The sequence below is a fragment of the Clavibacter michiganensis genome, from assembly GCF_021216655.1.
GTDB lineage: Bacteria > Actinomycetota > Actinomycetes > Actinomycetales > Microbacteriaceae > Clavibacter > Clavibacter michiganensis.
This window is the reverse complement of the sequence record NZ_CP080437.1, coordinates 1,875,900-1,893,237: the sequence shown is the minus strand read 5'-3', so window position 1 is coordinate 1,893,237 and position 17,338 is coordinate 1,875,900. Positions and strand designations below refer to the sequence as shown.

General features: G+C 71.3%; 15 protein-coding genes. 10 read left to right on the top strand and 5 right to left on the bottom strand.

The window, feature by feature from the left end:
* Positions 1–26: 26 nt before the first annotated feature.
* The gene (locus tag K0V08_RS08740; RefSeq protein ID WP_079534253.1) at positions 27–1,310 is read left to right on the top strand and encodes an ABC transporter substrate-binding protein; all 1,284 of its coding nucleotides are present in this window, start codon (positions 27–29) and stop codon (positions 1,308–1,310) included.
* Between the two features lie 337 nt (positions 1,311–1,647).
* Here the strand turns inward: K0V08_RS08740 and K0V08_RS08735 are convergent, their stop codons facing one another.
* From K0V08_RS08735 to K0V08_RS08720, 4 genes are read right to left on the bottom strand one after another with little or no spacing between them, the layout of a single operon-like run.
* Positions 1,648–2,406 (bottom strand): ABC transporter ATP-binding protein, encoded by a 759-nt coding sequence (locus K0V08_RS08735; protein ID WP_012039254.1) that lies wholly within the window; start codon positions 2,404–2,406, stop codon positions 1,648–1,650.
* Positions 2,403–3,326: an ABC transporter ATP-binding protein gene (locus tag K0V08_RS08730; RefSeq protein WP_012039253.1), complete on the bottom strand. Its 924-nt coding sequence runs from the start codon at positions 3,324–3,326 to the stop codon at positions 2,403–2,405. The genes K0V08_RS08735 and K0V08_RS08730 overlap by 4 nt, the downstream gene beginning before the upstream one ends.
* A complete protein-coding gene (locus K0V08_RS08725) occupies positions 3,319–4,290 on the bottom strand; it encodes a branched-chain amino acid ABC transporter permease (protein WP_079534254.1) in 972 nt (323 codons plus the stop codon). The genes K0V08_RS08730 and K0V08_RS08725 overlap by 8 nt, the downstream gene beginning before the upstream one ends.
* Before the next feature lie 6 nt (positions 4,291–4,296).
* A complete protein-coding gene (locus K0V08_RS08720) occupies positions 4,297–5,697 on the bottom strand; it encodes a branched-chain amino acid ABC transporter permease (protein WP_043561064.1) in 1,401 nt (466 codons plus the stop codon).
* A 297-nt stretch (positions 5,698–5,994) separates the two neighbouring features.
* Between K0V08_RS08720 and guaB the strand changes: the two genes are divergently transcribed.
* The 8 genes from guaB to guaA all read left to right on the top strand — a co-directional run bounded on the left by guaB (position 5,995) and on the right by guaA (position 15,170).
* A complete protein-coding gene (gene guaB, locus K0V08_RS08715; RefSeq protein WP_079534255.1) occupies positions 5,995–7,497 on the top strand; it encodes an IMP dehydrogenase in 1,503 nt (500 codons plus the stop codon).
* A gap of 166 nt (positions 7,498–7,663) precedes the next feature.
* Positions 7,664–8,764, top strand: a complete 1,101-nt coding sequence (locus K0V08_RS08710) for a hypothetical protein (protein ID WP_012039249.1) — start codon at positions 7,664–7,666, stop codon at positions 8,762–8,764.
* Positions 8,757–9,875: a GuaB3 family IMP dehydrogenase-related protein gene (locus K0V08_RS08705; protein ID WP_079534256.1), complete on the top strand. Its 1,119-nt coding sequence runs from the start codon at positions 8,757–8,759 to the stop codon at positions 9,873–9,875. The genes K0V08_RS08710 and K0V08_RS08705 overlap by 8 nt, the downstream gene beginning before the upstream one ends.
* Before the next feature lie 101 nt (positions 9,876–9,976).
* The gene (locus tag K0V08_RS08700) at positions 9,977–10,510 is read left to right on the top strand and encodes a cation:proton antiporter regulatory subunit (RefSeq protein ID WP_012039247.1); all 534 of its coding nucleotides are present in this window, start codon (positions 9,977–9,979) and stop codon (positions 10,508–10,510) included.
* Positions 10,511–10,513: 3 nt separating this feature from the next.
* Complete coding sequence (locus K0V08_RS08695; RefSeq protein ID WP_079534257.1) at positions 10,514–12,034, top strand: cation:proton antiporter; 1,521 nt, start codon at positions 10,514–10,516, stop codon at positions 12,032–12,034.
* On the top strand, positions 12,034–13,041 hold the full coding sequence (locus K0V08_RS08690) for an SURF1 family cytochrome oxidase biogenesis protein (protein WP_079534259.1): 1,008 nt from the start codon (positions 12,034–12,036) through the stop codon (positions 13,039–13,041). The genes K0V08_RS08695 and K0V08_RS08690 overlap by 1 nt, the downstream gene beginning before the upstream one ends.
* 9 nt (positions 13,042–13,050) lie before the next feature.
* Positions 13,051–13,593, top strand: a complete 543-nt coding sequence (locus K0V08_RS08685; protein WP_012039244.1) for a DUF3817 domain-containing protein — start codon at positions 13,051–13,053, stop codon at positions 13,591–13,593.
* The gene (guaA, locus tag K0V08_RS08680) at positions 13,590–15,170 is read left to right on the top strand and encodes a glutamine-hydrolyzing GMP synthase (RefSeq protein WP_012039243.1); all 1,581 of its coding nucleotides are present in this window, start codon (positions 13,590–13,592) and stop codon (positions 15,168–15,170) included. Before K0V08_RS08685 ends, guaA begins: the two co-directional genes overlap by 4 nt.
* Positions 15,171–15,278: 108 nt before the next feature.
* Here guaA and K0V08_RS08675 read toward each other — a convergent pair whose 3' ends face one another.
* Positions 15,279–16,082, bottom strand: coding sequence for a Bax inhibitor-1/YccA family protein (locus K0V08_RS08675; protein WP_012039242.1), 804 nt, complete (start codon positions 16,080–16,082; stop codon positions 15,279–15,281).
* Positions 16,083–16,214: 132 nt separating this feature from the next.
* Here K0V08_RS08675 and K0V08_RS08670 point away from each other — a divergent pair, with 132 nt between their 5' ends.
* Positions 16,215–17,273, top strand: a complete 1,059-nt coding sequence (locus K0V08_RS08670) for a glycerophosphodiester phosphodiesterase family protein (RefSeq protein WP_079534260.1) — start codon at positions 16,215–16,217, stop codon at positions 17,271–17,273.
* The last annotated feature ends 65 nt before the right edge of the window (positions 17,274–17,338 follow it).

The following is a 17,338-nucleotide window of genomic DNA, read 5'->3' as shown; positions in this document are numbered from 1 at the left end:
CACCACACACATCCATAAGGAGCACCATGAGCGCATTCGGCAGGGTTTCGACCTCCCGCTCACGATCCGCCCGCACCGCCCTCAGCGCCGTCACCATCGCGGTGGCCGGCGCCCTCGTCCTCGCCGGCTGCTCCGGCGGCGGCGGAGGCGAGGGGGGCACCACGGCCGACGGCGGCCTGAACCTCAAGATCGGCACGATCCTGCCGCAGACGGGCTCCCTCGCGGTGCTCGGCCCGCCCGAGTTCGCGGGCGTGGACCTCGCCGTGAAGGACATCAACGACGCCAAGGCCGGCATCACGGTGACCAACACGGCCAAGGACTCGGGCGACACCACGACCGACATCGCGAGCCAGTCGGCCACCTCGCTCATCGCGGACGGCAACACCGCGATCATCGGCGCCGCGTCCTCGGGCGTCTCGAAGACCTTCATCGACCAGGTCACCCAGGCCGGTGTCGTGCAGCTCTCGCCGGCGAACACCTCGCCGGACTTCACGACCTACGCGGACGACGGCTACTACTGGCGCACCGCCCCGTCGGACGTGCTCCAGGGCCGCATCCTCGGCAACAAGATCCTGCAGGACGGCAAGACCAACGTCTCGATCCTCTACATGAACGACGCGTACGGCACGGGCCTCGAGGAGAACATCAAGAAGACGCTCGAGGCGGGTGGCGCCACCATCGCCGCCGAGCAGGTCTTCGAGCCCTCCGCGACGGACTTCAACAGCGCGATCACCTCCGTGCTCGCCCCGAACCCGGATGCGCTCGTCGTCATCTCGTTCGACGAGATCAAGACCATCGCCGACCAGCTGGCGTCGAAGGGCTTCGACTTCTCGAAGTTCTACGGCACGGACGGGAACTACGGCGTCATCAAGGAGACCGACACCAACGTCGACATCGCGGGGGCGCAGTTCACGAACCCCGGTGTCGAGGCCAAGGAGGACTTCCAGACGCGCCTGCAGGACATGGTGAAGGCCGAGGGCGAGCCCGCCCTCACGGTGTTCAGCTACTCCGCCGAGTCGTACGACGGCACCGTGCTCCTCGCGCTCGCCGCGCTCCAGGGCAAGGCGACCGACGGCGCGACGCTGAAGGAGAACCTCCAGTCCGTCTCCGAGGGCGGCGAGAAGTGCACGACGTTCGCGGACTGCGCCAAGCTCATCGAGGCCGGCACCGACATCGACTACGACGGCCTCTCCGGCCCGATCACGTTCGATGAGAACGGCGACCCGACCGAGGCGTACGTCTCCGTCTACAAGTACGGCACGGGCAACACCACGACCTTCGAGGAGCAGGTCTACGGCAAGCTCGACTAGCACCCGCATCACGCACGGCTGAGGGCCCGGTCCGCATGGACCGGGCCCTTCGGCGTGCGCGGGTGTGGGTGCGGGTTCGGATTCGCGCCTCGCGTCGGCCGCCTCGCGCCGACGGCGGCGGCGGCTCCAGGATCCGGGAGCTGCCACGCGGATCCCGCGACCGGGCGTCACCGTCCGAGAGGCGGCGACCGCCACCGCCACCGCCATGACGCGACGCCATCGTGCCGCACGCCGTCAGCGGGCGCCTCCCCGTGAGCGCGCAGCGACGCGCGCACGCCCCGCACACGACGACGCGGCACCCCAGGAGGGATGCCGCGTCGTCGTGTGCGAGGAGGGATCAGGGCTGGGGCGCCGCCTTCGCCTTCTCCTGGTCGGCGGCGAGCGTGCCGAGGTACAGCTCGATGACCTTCGGGTCGTTCATGAGCTCGCGCCCACGACCCTCGTACGCGTCCTTGCCCTGGTCGAGCACGTAGCCGCGGTCGCAGATCTGCAGGGCGCGCCGGGCGTTCTGCTCGACGATCATCACGGAGACGCCCGCGCGGTTGATCTGCGCCACGTTGATGAACGTCTCGTCCTGCCGGACGGGGGAGAGCCCGGCCGACGGCTCGTCGAGGAGCAGCACCGTCGGGTCCATCATGAGCGCGCGCGACATGGCGACCATCTGGCGTTCGCCGCCCGAGAGGGATCCGGCGCGCTGCTTCAGCCGCTTGCCGAGCTCCGGGAACAGGTCGGTGACGAACGCCAGCCGTTCCTTGTACATCTTCGGCTTCTGGTACGCGCCCATCTGCAGGTTCTCGTCGATCGTGAGCGTGGGGAAGACGTTGTTGTTCTGCGGCACCATGCCCACGCCGCGCGAGACGAGCTTGTCGGCCTTGAGGCCGGTGATGTCCTGGCCGTTCAGCTCGATGCTGCCGCCGCGCACGTTCACCTGGCCGAAGATCGCCTTCAGCAGCGTGGACTTGCCGGCGCCGTTCGGGCCGATGATGCCCACGAGCTCGCCCTTGTCCACGTGCACGTTGCACCCGTTGAGGATGTTGACCCCGGGCAGGTAGCCCGCGTGGAGGTCGGTGGTCTGGAGGACCCGCTCTGCCGTCACTTGTCTGCCGCTTCCTTCTCGATCTCGCTCTTCACGAGGTCGGAGTCCATGTCCTTCGCCACCTCGCGCTGGCCCGTGAGGGTGCCGAGGTCGGTGTCGTGGTGGGCGCCGAGGTAGGCGTCGATGACGGCCGGGTCGCTCATCACCGTCGAGGGCGGGCCCTCGGCGACGATGCGGCCCTCGGCCATCACGACCACCCAGTCGGCGATCTCGTTGACCATGTGCATGTCGTGCTCGACGAACAGCACGCTCATGCCCTCGGTCTTGAGGTCGAGGATGTGGTGGAGCAGCGACTGCGTCAGCGCCGGGTTGACGCCGGCCATGGGCTCGTCGAGCATCACGAGATCCGGCTTCGTCATGAGCGCGCGCGCCATCTCGAGGAGCTTGCGCTGACCGCCGGAGAGGCTGTCCGCGTAGTCCTCCTCCTTGGCGTCGAGCTTGAACTTCTTCAGGAGCCCGCGGGCGCGCTCCGTGATCTCGTCCTCCTTCTTGCGCCAGAGGGGGCGGATCAGCGCGGAGAAGAAGTTCTCGCCGCCCTGGCCGGTGGCGCCGAGGCGCATGTTCTCCAGGACCGTCATGCCGCCCAGGGCCTTGGTGAGCTGGAAGGTGCGGACCATGCCGAGGCGGGCGACGCGGAACGCGCTCATCCCGGCGAGGTCCTTCCCCGAGAACTCCCACGTGCCGGTGTTCGGCTTGTCGAAGCCCGTCAGCAGGTTGAAGAACGTGGTCTTGCCGGCGCCGTTCGGGCCGATGAGGGCCGTGATGGAGCCGCGGGGGATCTCGAGGTGGTCGACGTCGACCGCCTTCAGGCCGCCGAACTGCCGGCTGACGCCGTGCGCGACGATGATGGGGTCCTTCTTGGCGCAGCCCGGAGCGGCATCGCCGTCGAGGATGGCCGAGACCGGGGTCTTGTCAGGCAAAGTGCGTCTCCTTCTTCTTCCCGAAGATGCCCTGTGGTCGGAAGATCACGAGCAGCATGAGCGCGACGCCCACGATGATGAAGCGGATCGGGCCCTGCTGGGTGCTCGAGATGGGCAGCCAGTCGTTCGACACCGCGAGGCTGAGCAGGCCGTCCGAGAGCGACAGCGTGACCCAGAAGATGATCGAGCCGATGACCGGCCCGAAGATCGTGGCCGCACCGCCCAGCAGCATGATCGTGTAGAGGAAGAACGTGAGCTGCGTGCCGTAGTTGTCGGGCTGCAGCGACCTCGGGAGGATGAAGACCACGCCCGCGAGCCCGCCGAACACGCCGCCGAGCACGAGCGCCTGCATCTTGTAGGAGTACACGTTCTTGCCGAGCGCGCGGACCGCGTCCTCGTCCTCGCGCACGCCCTTCAGCACGCGGCCCCAGGGGCTGCGCATGAGGAGGAAGACCAGCAGGCAGGCGATGCCGACGAGGCCCCAGCCGACTATGCGGATCCACCACTGGTCGGCGGAGTAGGTGAGCACGCCGAAGCCGAAGCGGCCCTCGGGCAGCGGGTTCAGGTCGTTGAAGCCGGCCGCCGCGCCGTTGATGCCCTCGGAGCCGCCCGTGACGTCGGAGAACTCGGGCGTCTTGACGCTCAGCCGGATGATCTCGGCCGCCGCGATGGTCACGATGCTCAGGTAGTCCGCCCGCAACCGCAGGGTCGGGATGCCGAGGATCAACGCGAACACGGTGGAGGCGACGATCGCCGCGAGGAGCGAGGCCCAGACGGGCCAGCCGTACATGACCGCCGTGATGGCGAACGCGTAGCCGCCGATGGCCATGAACCCGGCCTGTCCGAAGTTGAGCAGGCCCGTGAACCCGAAGTGGATCACGAGGCCGACGGTCGCGAGCGCGTACGCCGCGGTGGTCGGCGAGAAGATCTCGCCGATCGCCAGGAAGATGAAGTTGGAGTTCATGCGCGGCTAACCGATCCGATCTTTCCGACCCAGGATGCCCTGGGGCCTGACGAGCAGGATGACGATCATGACCACGAGAGCGGCCACGTACTTCATGTTCTCGGGCAGGACCATGGTGCTGACGTTGATGAAGACGCCGATCACGATCGAGCCGATGAGTGCGCCGAACGCCGTGCCCAGTCCGCCGAGGACGACGGCCGAGAAGACGAGCAGCAGGATGGACGCGCCCGTGTCCCAGCGCAGCGACTGGTAGTAGGCGATGAAGACGCCGGACAGGGCGGCCAGCGCGGCACCGCCGATCCAGACCACGCGGATCACGCCCTCCACGTCGATGCCCGACGCCGCCGCGAGCGACCGGTTGTCGGAGACGGCGCGGGTGGCCTTGCCGATCTTCGTGTAGAGCAGCACGTACGCGACGGCCAGGAGCAGCACGATCGAGACGATCGCGCCGGCGACGTCGGTGAACTTGAGGCTCACCGGGCCGACGACCAGGAACGGCGCCGGGCTGTTCGGGAGCGTGAGGCGGTCGGCGCCGAAGATGAACTGGAAGACGTAGCGCAGGGCGAGCGACAGGCCGATGGTGACGATCATGAGCGGCACCAGCCCGAGGCGCCGCTTCCGCAGGGGCTTCCAGAGGGCCGCGTCCTGCACGAACCCGAAGGCCCCGCCGAGGACCACCGTGATGATGATCGCGAGCACCGGGTTGAGGCCGAGCACGTTGCTGAAGAGGTACGCCATGAGCGCGCCGAAGGTCACCAGCTCGCCGTGCGCGAAGTTGTTGAGGCCCGTGGTGCCGTAGATGAGGGAGAGGCCGATGGCCGCGAGGGCGAGCAGCAGGCCGAAGATGAGGCCCGTCACCACCTTGGGCCAGAAGATCTTCCAGAAGTTGTTCTGGGTCACGGGCTCCGCGGTGCCGGAGACCGCGCCGGTCTCGGTGTCCGGCGCTGCGGTCTCGCCGCCGGTGGAGGTGCCGGCGCCCGCGCTCGCGCTCGGTGCCGGCGTCGATCCCGCCGCTCCGGCCGCAGCTCCGTCGGGCGAGATGAAGAAGAAGGCCGGGACGTTCTTGTTGCCCGCGGCCACGTCGACCTCGCGGGGGCTCGAGCCCGCGCGAGGGACGCCGGCGCCCTCGGGGATGGTGGACTCGTCGACCTCGACCGTGAAGGAGCCCGGTGCGCTGAGGCCGACCTCGGCCTTGCCGTCCGTCCCGGTCGTGCCGGTGGCCTCGACGCCGCCGCCCGACACCTTCACGGTGACCCCGGCGATGCCGGTCTTGTCGGCGTCCGCCCGGACCCACACGAGCAGCGACTGCTCCGCGGACGCCGGGTCGACCGCCTGGGGCGCCGCGCGTGGATCCGCGTGGGCAGCCGATGGGGCCGAGAGGAGAAGTGCGGTGCAGGCGAACGCCACCGCGAGAATCAGGGCCCAGACGCGCTGCGCGCGTGCTCCGGCCGAACCAGTGGCTATCACTAGACCTCCATAGGGGGAGCCGTGCGACGGGTACATCCGCACAGGCACCGCGACTACCGTCAGGACGACGTTGGTTGACAGTACGTGCTGATTATGTCCTGGATGTTTCGGGCGCGTGCGGCGTGGAGGCGTGATATGCCGGGAATGCCGGTCGGCGCGTCCCGTTAACATTGAGACACCGGTTGCCGACGCGGTCCCCCGGGTATCTCATCCGCCTCTCATCCCCCTGGAGGGAACTTGGACCAGTCCGACCCGTTCGGCGTCATCGGCCTCACCTACGACGACGTCATGCTCCTGCCGGGGCACACCGACGTCATCCCCAGCGAGGCGGACACCACGTCCCGCCTGACCCGCAACATCAGCGTCGCCGCACCCCTCCTCTCCTCGGCGATGGACACCGTCACCGAGGCGCGCATGGCCATCGCGATGGCGCGCCAGGGCGGTCTCGGCGTGATCCACCGCAACCTCTCCATCGAGGACCAGGCCGCCTTCGTCGACAAGGTGAAGCGCAGCGAGTCGGGCATGATCACCAACCCCGTCACCACGCGCCCCGACGCGACGGTCGCCGAGGTGGACGCGCTGTGCGGCCAGTTCCGCGTCTCCGGCCTCCCGGTGGTCGAGTCCGACGGCACGCTCGTCGGCATCATCACGAACCGCGACATGCGCTTCGTCTCGCCCGTGCAGGCCGCCACCACGCACGTGCGCGACGTGATGACCCGCACCCCGCTCATCACGGGGCAGGTCGGCATCGACCCGGACCACGCGATCGCGATCTTCGCGGAGCACAAGATCGAGAAGCTCCCGCTGGTGGACGACCAGGGCAAGCTGCGCGGCCTCATCACCGTCAAGGACTTCGACAAGTCGGAGCAGTACCCGGACGCGACGAAGGACGCCGAGGGGCGCCTCCGTGTCGGGGCGGCCATCGGCTTCTTCGGCGACGCCTGGCAGCGCGCGCTCGCGCTCGTCGAGGCCGGCGTGGACGTGCTCGTCGTCGACACCGCCAACGGCGACAGCAAGGGCGTGCTCGACATCATCCGCCGCCTGAAGTCCGACCCGGCCACCTCGCACGTCGACGTGATCGGCGGCAACGTCGCCACGCGCTCGGGTGCGCAGGCGCTCATCGAGGCGGGCGCCGACGCGATCAAGGTGGGCGTCGGCCCCGGATCCATCTGCACCACGCGCGTCGTCGCGGGCGTGGGCGTGCCGCAGGTCACCGCGGTCTACGAGGCGTCGCTCGCCGCGCGCGCGGCGGGCGTCCCCGTCATCGCGGACGGCGGCCTGCAGTACTCGGGGGACATCGCGAAGGCGCTCGTCGCCGGCGCCGACACCGTCATGCTCGGCAGCCTGCTCGCGGGCTGCGACGAGAGCCCCGGCGACCTCATGTTCGTGGGCGGCAAGCAGTTCAAGAGCTACCGCGGGATGGGATCGCTCGGCGCCCTCCAGACGCGCGGCTCGAAGACCTCGTACTCGAAGGACCGCTACTTCCAGTCCGACGTGCCGAACGACGACAAGCTCATCCCCGAGGGCATCGAGGGCCAGGTGCCCTACCGCGGGTCCCTCGCCAACGTCGTGTACCAGCTCACGGGCGGCCTGCGCCAGTCCATGTTCTACGTCGGCGCGCGCACGGTCGGCGAGCTCAAGGACCGCGGGCGCTTCGTGCGCATCACGGCGGCCGGGCTCAAGGAGTCGCACCCGCACGACGTGCAGATGGTGGTCGAGGCGCCCAACTACCGGCGCTGATGCGGTGAGCCGCGCGGATCCCGCGCGGTGGTGACGAGGGGCCGGTGCCGTGCGCACCGGCCCCTCGTGCGTGCGGGCGCTCCCTCACAGGGCGCGCCTCCGAGCCCGCGTCCGGCGAGTCGCGGCCGGACGCATCCCGGCCCTCGACGGCCGCGACACTGCACGCATGCCCTCGACCCCGCCCGCGCCCGATGCCCGTCCGCTCGAAGCCGCGACGCTCGGGCCACCCGGGGTCGTCCTGCTCCTCTCGGGGGCCACGGCGCTGCCCGTCGCGGATCCGGTGGGCGAGGAGGAGCGCGCGGATCCCGCCGTCGTCGCCCGAGCGGAGGCGCGCGGGGAGCTGGTGCGGCTGCGGGCCGGCGTGCACGTGGAGCGCGTTGCCTGGGAGGCGGTGTCGGCCCGGGAGCGGCACCTGCTGCGGATCCGCGCGCTCGCCCGGGTCTCCCCGGCGCCGGTGGCTCTCGGCGGCGCATCGGCCGCCGCCGTGCACGCGCTGCCGCGTCTCGCGCCGTGGCCGCTGCACGTGACGCTGCTCGACGTGCCGGACCTGCCGCCGGGGCGCCGGGCGGGCACGCGCATCGCGCGGGATCCCTCCTGCGGGCGCTCGCCGGTCCTGCGCGGCCCGGGTGGCGTGCGGCTGCCCACGCTCGCGGCGACGGCGCTCGCCGCCTCGCACGACGCGGCCGTGGCCGCCGTGAGCGGAGCCGCGGCGCCCGGGCCGGGCTGGTCCGCCCACGGCCTCGTCGCGCTCGACGACGCGCTCGTGCCCTGGCGCGTCGTCCCCGTGACGCGCGCCGAGCTCCACGTGGAGAGGGAGCTGCGGGGGCCGGGTCCGTGGAGCAGGCGCGCCGAGCTCCTGGTCGATGCCGCGGACGGCGCGGCGGGCGGCCCCGTGGAGTCGATCGCCCGTGGGGTCGCTGCGGAGACGGGGCTGGCGCGGCCGGCCGTCGGCTCGCTCGTGCCGGGTCACGGGCGGCTCGCGCTGGCCTGGCCGCTGCAGCGGGTCGGGCTCCGGATCCGCGGGGCGGGCCCGGGCGTTCCCCTCGCCGTCGAGTCCTGCGCGGCGGAGGGAGCGGAGGGCGGGGAGTGGCGCGTCGTCGAGGCGACCGAGAGGGACGTGCTGGCGGCCGGGCGGCTGCGTGCGCTCCTTCTGCACGCGGGACTCGAGCCCGAGCGGCGTCCGTCGCGCCCTGCCGGGTCGGCGCGTGCGGATCCGGGCCACGGCCGGTCGCGCAGGAGCCCGCCGCTAGGCTGTGCGAGTGAGTGATGTAGAGATCGGCCGCGCCAAGCGGGCCCGCCGTGTGTACGCGTTCGACGACATCGCCATCGTCCCGTCCCGTCGCACGCGCGACCCGCAGGACGTGTCGGTCACGTGGTCGATCGACGCGTACCAGTTCGAGATCCCGTTCCTCGCGGCCCCCATGGACTCCGTGGTCTCCCCGGCGACGGCCATCGCGATGGGGCGCTGCGGCGGCCTCGGCGTCCTCGACCTCGAGGGCCTCTGGACCCGGTACGAGCACCCCGAGCGCCTGCTCGAGGAGATCCGCTCGCTGCCGCCCGAGTCGGCCACCGCGCGCATGCAGCAGATCTACGCCGAGCCGATCAAGCCCGAGCTCATCTCGGCGCGCATCGCGGAGATCCGCGCGGCCGGCGTCGTCGTCGCCGCGGCGCTCTCGCCGCAGCGCACCGCCGACCACTACGAGACCGTGGTCGCGGCGGGCGTCGACCTCTTCGTCATCCGCGGCACCACCGTCTCGGCGGAGCACGTCTCCAAGGGTGCCGCCCCGCTCAACCTCAAGAAGTTCATCTACGAGCTCGACGTCCCGGTCATCGTCGGCGGCGCGGCCACCTACACGGCGGCCCTCCACCTGATGCGCACGGGCGCGGCGGGCGTGCTCGTGGGGTTCGGCGGGGGAGCGGCGTCGACGACCCGCTCGACCCTGGGGATCCACGCGCCCATGGCCACCGCGCTCTCCGACGTCGCAGGCGCTCGCCGCGACTACATGGACGAGTCCGGCGGCCGCTACGTGCACGTCATCGCCGACGGCGGCCTCGGCAGCTCGGGCGACATCGTCAAGGCCATCGCGGTCGGCGCCGACGCGGTCATGCTCGGATCCACGCTCGCCCGCGCGACCGACGCGCCCGGCCAGGGCTTCCACTGGGGCGCCGAGGCGCACCACTCCGAGCTGCCCCGCGGCCACCGCGTGCGCGTCGACCAGGTCGCGCCGCTCGAGCAGATCCTCTACGGCCCGTCCACCACGGCCGACGGCAGCGCCAACCTCGTCGGCGCGCTGCGTCGGGCGATGGCGACCACCGGCTACTCCGACCTCAAGGAGTTCCAGCGCGTCGAGGTCGTCGTCGCGCCGTACGGCAAGTAGTCCGCGCCGGCCGCCAGGCCGGACCCGTCCCGCGTCGAGCGGTCCGGGAACATGCGGGGCGCGGCCCGCGTTGTGAACCACAGGAAGAGGGAGGTGCGCGCATGGCGGAGGTCCGTCGCGTCAAGCTGCCGGGTGTCGGCGTGCTGCACACCTTCATCACCGACGACGGGGGCAAGGTCGGCGTCATCGCCCACCGCTCCGGTCACAGCGACCTGATCACCTTCTCCGAGGAGCAGGACGGGCCCGACACGCAGAAGGTGTCGCTCCGCCTGAGCGAGGACGAGGCGCACACGCTCGCGGAGCTGCTCGGCGGCACGCGCATCACGGAGTCCCTCGACAAGCTCGACCAGATCCCCGGCCTCAGCATCGACTGGTTCACGGTCGACTACGACGACCACATCGCCGGCCAGGCGCTCGGCAACCTCGCGTCGCGCGGCGTCGTCGGGCTCACGGTCGTGGCGGTCGTCCGCGGCGAGTCCGCCAACCCCGCACCGTCCGACGACTTCACCGTCTACCCGGGCGACACGCTCGTCGTCGCCGGATCCCCCGAGAAGGTCGCCAAGGCCTTCGCGTTCTACCGGACGGGCGAGTTCCCGCACCGCCCCGCGCCCGGCTCCGCGCCGGACGGAGGGTAGCGGGTGCACCACGGCCTCGACCTCATCGTCCTCGGCCTGCTGTTCGTCCTCGCCTACGCGTTCGGCCAGCTCGGCAAGCGCATCGGCCTGCCCGCGATCCCCATCTACATGCTCGTCGGCCTCCTCGCGAGCCCGAACGTCGACTGGTTCCCGCTCGACTTCGCCTCGGGCGACATCGAGCTCATCGCCGTGTTCGGCCTGATCCTCCTGCTGTTCAACCTCGGGCTGGAGTTCGACCAGGACGAGTTCTTCGGCAACGCCGGCAAGCTCATCATCTCGGGCGGCTCGTACGTGCTCATCAACATGGGCGTCGGGTTCGCGTTCGGGTTCGCGCTCGGCTGGGGCACCCGCGAGGCGCTCATCATCGCGGGCATGACGGCGACGTCCTCGAGCGCCATCGTCACCAAGCTGCTCATCGAGCTGAACCGCCTGGCCAACGACGAGACGCCCATGATCCTGGGCGTCACCGTGGTGGAGGACATCTTCATCGCCGTCTACCTCGCCATCGTGTCGGTGGTGCTCAGCGGCCAGACCGAGCCGTGGGCGGTCGTCGGCCAGCTGGCGGTGTCGTTCGCCTTCCTCGTCGTCATGTTCACGGTCGCGCGCAGGGGCGGGGCGTTCCTCTCCCGCTTCATGCGCACGCGCGACGTCGAGCTGTTCACGGTCCTGTTCTTCGGGCTCGCGATCCTCTTCGGCGGCATCGGCGAGGTGCTCGGCGTCACGGACGCGATCGGCGCCTTCCTCATCGGGCTGGTCCTCGGCGCGACCCGGGTGCGCAACCGCATCGAGCAGATCGCCATCCCGCTGCGCGACGTGTTCGGCGCGTTCTTCTTCCTCAACTTCGGCCTGGCGCTGGATCCGGGCGAGTTCCCCACCGTCGTCGTCCCGGTGCTCCTCGCGGTGCTCATGACGGTGGTGCTCAACATCATCGCCGGGCAGTTCGTCGCCTGGCTCAACGGGCACGGTGCGCAGGCCGGCATCAACACGGCGTTCATCCTGCAGAACCGCGGCGAGTTCGCGCTCATCCTCGCGACGCTGTCGCTGTCGGCGGGGCTCGACGAGCGGATCCAGCCGTTCGCGGGCCTCTACGTGCTGGTGATGGCGATCATGGGGCCGCTCCTCGCTGCGAACTCGGTGCGCATCGGCACGGCGGTGCTGCCCACGAAGTACCGCTCCGCCACGAAGCGCGCGGCCGAGAAGGCCGGGCGTGACGCGGAGCGGGCCGGCGCGCTCGCCCTGTTCGAGGCCGCCGAGCGCGGCGAGCAGGTGCCGGCAGACGCCTTCGACGACGGCCTCGCGGTGGCGGGGCCCCGCCCTGGCGCCGTCGCGCGCGGCGTGACGCCGGGCACCGGCCCCGAGGCCGATGGCGCGCGCCCCGTGCGGCCCGGGGCGGACGATGAGAGTGACGCCGGCAGCGCCGAGGGCCCGCGTCCCGCCCCCGACCGTCGCGCCGAGCAGGCCGGCCAGCAGTCCGACCACGACACCTGGACACCACCCACCCGCGAACGGGAACCCGACTACTGATGACGCACGCATCCGACCCCCGCTCCGACGCCCCTGCGCGTCCCGACGCCGAGCCCGCGGGATCCGGCCCCGGCGGATCCGGCGCGCCGGACGCCCCGGGTCCCACCGTCGGCCAGGTCGCACGCCGCCCCCGCTCCCTCGCGCTGCTGGCGCTTGCCCTGGTCATCGCGGCGGGCTTCGCCGCGCTCGGGCAGTGGCAGCTCGCGCGCGCGGTCGAGTCGGGCGTCGTCATCGAGCGCGACACCGAGACGGCGCTGCCGCTCGGCACGCTGGCCGTACCGCAGGGCTACGTCACCGACCGGTCCGCGGGGCACATGGTCACCGTCCAGGGCTCACTCGTCCCCGGCGACTTCGTCGTCGTCTCCGACCGCCTCAACTCCGGCCGCACCGGCGCGTGGGTCGTCGGCCACCTCTCCATCACGGACGACGGCAGCTCCGCGGATCCGGCGCCCGACGCGCTGCCCGCCAGCGTCCCCGTCGCGCTCGGATGGACCGCCACCGACGCGGAGGCGGCGGCCGTCGCGGCGCAGCTGAACGCGGGCGACGGATCCCCGACGGGAGTCCAGGAGGTCGTCGGCCGCTTCCTCCCGAGCGAGCAGCCCGAGCCCGCGGGCGAGGGCCAGGACCCCCAGCGCATGACGCGGCTGAGCACGGCCGCGCTCGTCAACCTCTGGCCGGGCGACGTGGGCGACGTCTACAACGGCTTCATCGTCGCGTCGACCCCGGCCGCCGGCCTCGCGACGATCGACTCGCCGCCCCCGAGCGAGGCCGTGCAGCTCAACTGGCTGAACATCTTCTACGCGGCGGAGTGGGCGGTGTTCGCGATCTTCGCCATCGTCATCTGGTACCGCACCGTCCGCGACACCTGGACGCGCGAGCAGCCCGGCTACCGCGAGGACGAGGACGACGAGGACGACGAGGACGACGAGGATCCGCTTCCCGAGGGCGACCGCGACGACCCCGTCGGAGCTCCCGGGCGCGGGAGCCGCGCAGACGCCGACCGGTAGGATCCACGCATGGCCTACGGACTCAAGCGCTCCGACGTCCCGCAGATCCGGAGGGTCCTCGGCTTCTACCGCGTCATGGCGTTCATCACCGGCGCGTTCCTCCTCCTCCTCGTCGTGGAGATGGGCATCAAGTACCTGCCCGGCTTCCAGTTCGTCGACGGATCGCTGCAGTACCTGGCCGGCGCCGGCTACGAGCTCGAGCTGAACGGGCCGTCCGGCTTCCTCGCGCTGTCGCCCGCGGACACGCTCACCGGCACGAACCTGAGCCTCCTGATCCAGATCGTCCACGGCAACATCTACGTGGTCTACCTCATCAGCGACTTCCTGCTCTGGCAGAAGATGCGCTGGTCGTTCACGCGCTTCATCCTCATCGCGGCGGGCGGCGTCGTGCCGTTCCTCTCCTTCATCGTCGAGGCGCGCATCGCCCGTCGGGTGCGGGAGACCATCGCGGAGCTCGAGGCGCCCCGCCGGAAGGCTCACGCCGCCGACGACCGCGACGACGCGGATCCCCGACCCATCGACCCGACCACCACCACGGAGGCCACCACTTGAGCGTCGACAACCCCACGAACCAGCGTCCCGTCCTCGTCGTCGACTTCGGCGCCCAGTACGCGCAGCTGATCGCCCGCCGCGTCCGCGAGGCCAACGTCTACTCGGAGATCGTGCCGTCCACGATCACGGCCGAGGAGATCCGCGCGAAGGACCCGTCCGGCATCGTCCTGAGCGGCGGCCCGTCCAGCGTCTACGAGGAGGGCTCGCCCGGCCTCGACGAGGGGATCCTCGAGCTCGGCGTCCCCGTGCTCGGCATCTGCTACGGCTTCCAGGTCATGGCCCGCGCTCTCGGCGGCGAGGTCGCGCACACGGGTGCCCGCGAGTACGGATCCACCGCGGTCACGCTCACGCCCGGCAGCACCCTGCTCGACGGCCAGCCCGACGACCAGACCGTGTGGATGAGCCACGGCGACTCCGTGTCGAAGGCGCCCGAGGGCTTCGAGGTCCTCGCCTCCAGCGCGTCCACGCCCGTCGCGGCATTCGCGAGCGACGAGCGCCGCCTCTACGGCGTGCAGTGGCACCCCGAGGTCAAGCACTCCGCGCACGGCCAGGCCGTGCTCGAGAACTTCCTGCACCGCGCCGCCGGCATCCCCGGCGACTGGAACAGCGGCAACGTCATCGCCGAGCAGGTCGAGCGGATCCGTGCCCAGGTCGGCGACGCGAAGGTCATCTGCGGCCTGTCCGGCGGCGTCGACTCCGCCGTCGCGGCGGCGATCGTGCATCGCGCGGTCGGCGACCAGCTCACCTGCGTCTTCGTCGACCACGGCCTGCTCCGCCACGACGAGCGCCGCCAGGTCGAGGAGGACTACGTGGCCGCCACGGGCGTCCGCCTCGTCACGGTCGACGCGGCCGACCAGTTCCTCGACGGCCTCACGGGCGTCACGGATCCCGAGGCCAAGCGCAAGATCATCGGCCGCGAGTTCATCCGGTCGTTCGAGGGCGCCGCGGAGGCGCTCGTGCTCGAGGCGAAGGCCGACGGCGAGCCGATCCGCTTCCTCGTGCAGGGCACGCTCTACCCGGACGTGGTCGAGTCGGGCGGCGGCACGGGCACGGCGAACATCAAGAGCCACCACAACGTGGGCGGCCTCCCGGAGGACCTCAAGTTCGAGCTCGTCGAGCCGCTCCGCACCCTCTTCAAGGACGAGGTGCGCGCCATCGGCCGCGAGCTCGGCCTCCCCGAGGTCATCGTGGGGCGCCAGCCGTTCCCCGGCCCCGGCCTCGGGATCCGCATCGTCGGCGAGGTCACCGCCGAGCGCCTCGAGCTACTGCGCAAGGCCGACGCCATCGCGCGCGCCGAGCTCACCGCCGCAGGCCTCGACGGCGAGATCTGGCAGTGCCCGGTCGTGCTCCTCGCGGACGTCCGCTCGGTCGGCGTGCAGGGCGACGGCCGGACCTACGGCCACCCCATCGTGCTGCGCCCCGTCTCCAGCGAGGACGCGATGACCGCCGACTGGACCCGCCTCCCGTACGACGTGCTCGCGCGCATCTCGAACCGCATCACGAACGAGGTCGACGGCGTGAACCGCGTCGTGCTCGACGTCACGTCGAAGCCGCCGGGCACCATCGAGTGGGAGTGATCCTCCCGCTCGCGCTCCGGCGCTGACATGACGAAGGCCGCTCCCCGAGGGGAGCGGCCTTCGTCACGCTGCCGGTCCGCGGTGCTGTGCCGCGGACCGGCGGTGGTGCTAGTTGTTGCCCCGCAGGATCGCGAACAGGCGCAGCAGCTCGACGTACAGCCACACGATGGTGACGACGAGGCCGAACGCCGCGGTCCAGCCGTAGCGGCGCGGGGCACCCGAGCGGACGCCGCGCTGGATGAAGTCGAAGTCGAGGACGAGGGAGTACGAGGCCAGCACGACCGCGAGCAGGCCCAAGACGACGCCGAGCGGGATGCCGAAGATGACGACGTCGCGCATGCCATACGGGCTCTGGATGGCGCCGAACGCGATGAGGGCGAAGTTCACCAGCGAGAACAGCGCGTAGCCGATCATCGCGATCATGAAGATCTTGGTCGCCTTCGCGGACGCCCGGATCTTGCCGCTCCGGAACAGGATGAGCACGGTCGCGAAGACCGCGGCGGTGCCGAGCAGGGCCTGCGTGGCGACTCCGGGCGCGATGCCCTCGAAGACGCGGGAGATGCCGCCGACGAGCAGCCCCTCGAACGCCGCGTAGGCGACGATGAGCGGGACCGACGGCTCCTTCTTGAAGGAGTTGACGAGGCCGAGCACGAGGCCGCCGATGGCGCCGAGCATGGCGAGGGGGAGGGCGAGCGGGCCCGAGAACCAGGCGACCGCGCCGAGCACGACGACGATCGCGAGCAGGCTGACCGTCTTGACGGTCGTGTCCTCGAAGGTCATGCGGTCGGTCTCGGAGGCCGTCGCGGACGGGCGGGCGTACAGCTCGTCGAGGCTCTCCGGGGTCACATCCCTCGTGGGCGTCGCACCCCGGCCGTTGAAGACCGGGTTGTTGGAGAACGTGGGGTTGGCCATGGTCCTTCTACTCTCAATGGTGGTTGAACGTGATTGACGACCAATTTAGCTGGCCAGGCTGGGAGACCACTCGCGTGGGCCGTGTATTTCCTCAGATGAGTACGCGCTCGCCGTCCACCTGGCGCATGTAGCGTGCCCGGCGTGGATCACGCCCCTCGCCCTCGCCCCCTCGTCATCGCCCATCGCGGAGCCAGCGGCTACCGCCCCGAGCACTCCGCCGCCGCCGTGCGGCTCGGCTTCGCGCAGGGCGCGGACGCCGTCGAACCCGACCTCGTCGCGTCCTCCGATGGCGTGCTCGTCATCCGGCACGAGAACGAGCTGTCGGGCACGACCGACGTCGCCGACCGCCCGGAGTTCGCCGACCGCCGCACCACGCGCGTCGTCGACGGCGTCGAGCGCACGGGCTGGTTCACCGAGGACATGACGTGGGCCGAGATCCGCACTCTGCGCTGCCGGGAGCGGGTCCCCGCGGCCCGGCCGGGCAGCGCTGCCCACGACGACCAGGAGACCGTGCTCTCGCTGCCCGACCTGCTGCGGATCATCGACCAGGAGTCGACGCGCCACGGACGCCCGCTCGGCATGGTCGCGGAGATCAAGCACGCCACGCACTTCGCCGCGCTCGGCATGCCGCTCGACGAGCTGCTCGCCCGCGACCTCCGCGAGCACGGGTGGGCGGACGACGCGTCGCGCCTCACGATCGAGTCCTTCGAGCGGACCGCGCTCCTCGGCGTCCGGGCGCACGGCATCGCGGCGCGGCTGGTGTACCTCCTCGAGGGGCGCGGCGCGGCGATCGACGAGGTCGCGCGTAACGGCGACTCGGCCGTCACGTTCGAGGAGCAGCTGACCGACGCCGGTCTGGCGTCGCTCGCCGCGGAGGTGGACGGGATCAGCGTGGGCGTCGAGCGCATCTGCCCGGCCGACGGCTTCGGCTCCGCCGACGAGGCCGCTCCCGTGTCCGACCTGGTCGAGCGCGCCCACCGGGTCGGCCTGTCGGTCTTCACCTGGACGCTCCGCCCCGAGAACGCGTTCCTGCCGCGACCCCTCCGCGGGCCCGGTGCGAAGTCCGCGCACGGCGACTACGGCACGCACTGGGGCCGGCTCCTCGACGCGGGCGTCGACGGCGTCTTCGTCGACCACCCGGATCTCGCGGTCCGGCTCGTGGGGGAGAGGGCGGCGGCCGCGGGGAGCTAGGGCTCTCCTCGCCGCGACGGCCCCGCGTCCGCATCGGCGCTCGTCTCCGCGTCGGCGCCCGTCTC

Coding starts and splice junctions, on each gene's coding strand:
- K0V08_RS08740 (WP_079534253.1), top strand. CDS start 27: ATGAGCGCATTCGGCAGGGTTTCGACCTCCCGCTCACGATCCGCCCGC.
- K0V08_RS08725 (WP_079534254.1), bottom strand. CDS start 4,290: ATGAACTCCAACTTCATCTTCCTGGCGATCGGCGAGATCTTCTCGCCG.
- K0V08_RS08710 (WP_012039249.1), top strand. CDS start 7,664: ATGCCCTCGACCCCGCCCGCGCCCGATGCCCGTCCGCTCGAAGCCGCG.
- K0V08_RS08700 (WP_012039247.1), top strand. CDS start 9,977: ATGGCGGAGGTCCGTCGCGTCAAGCTGCCGGGTGTCGGCGTGCTGCAC.
- K0V08_RS08690 (WP_079534259.1), top strand. CDS start 12,034: ATGACGCACGCATCCGACCCCCGCTCCGACGCCCCTGCGCGTCCCGAC.
- K0V08_RS08685 (WP_012039244.1), top strand. CDS start 13,051: ATGGCCTACGGACTCAAGCGCTCCGACGTCCCGCAGATCCGGAGGGTC.
- K0V08_RS08675 (WP_012039242.1), bottom strand. CDS start 16,082: ATGGCCAACCCCACGTTCTCCAACAACCCGGTCTTCAACGGCCGGGGT.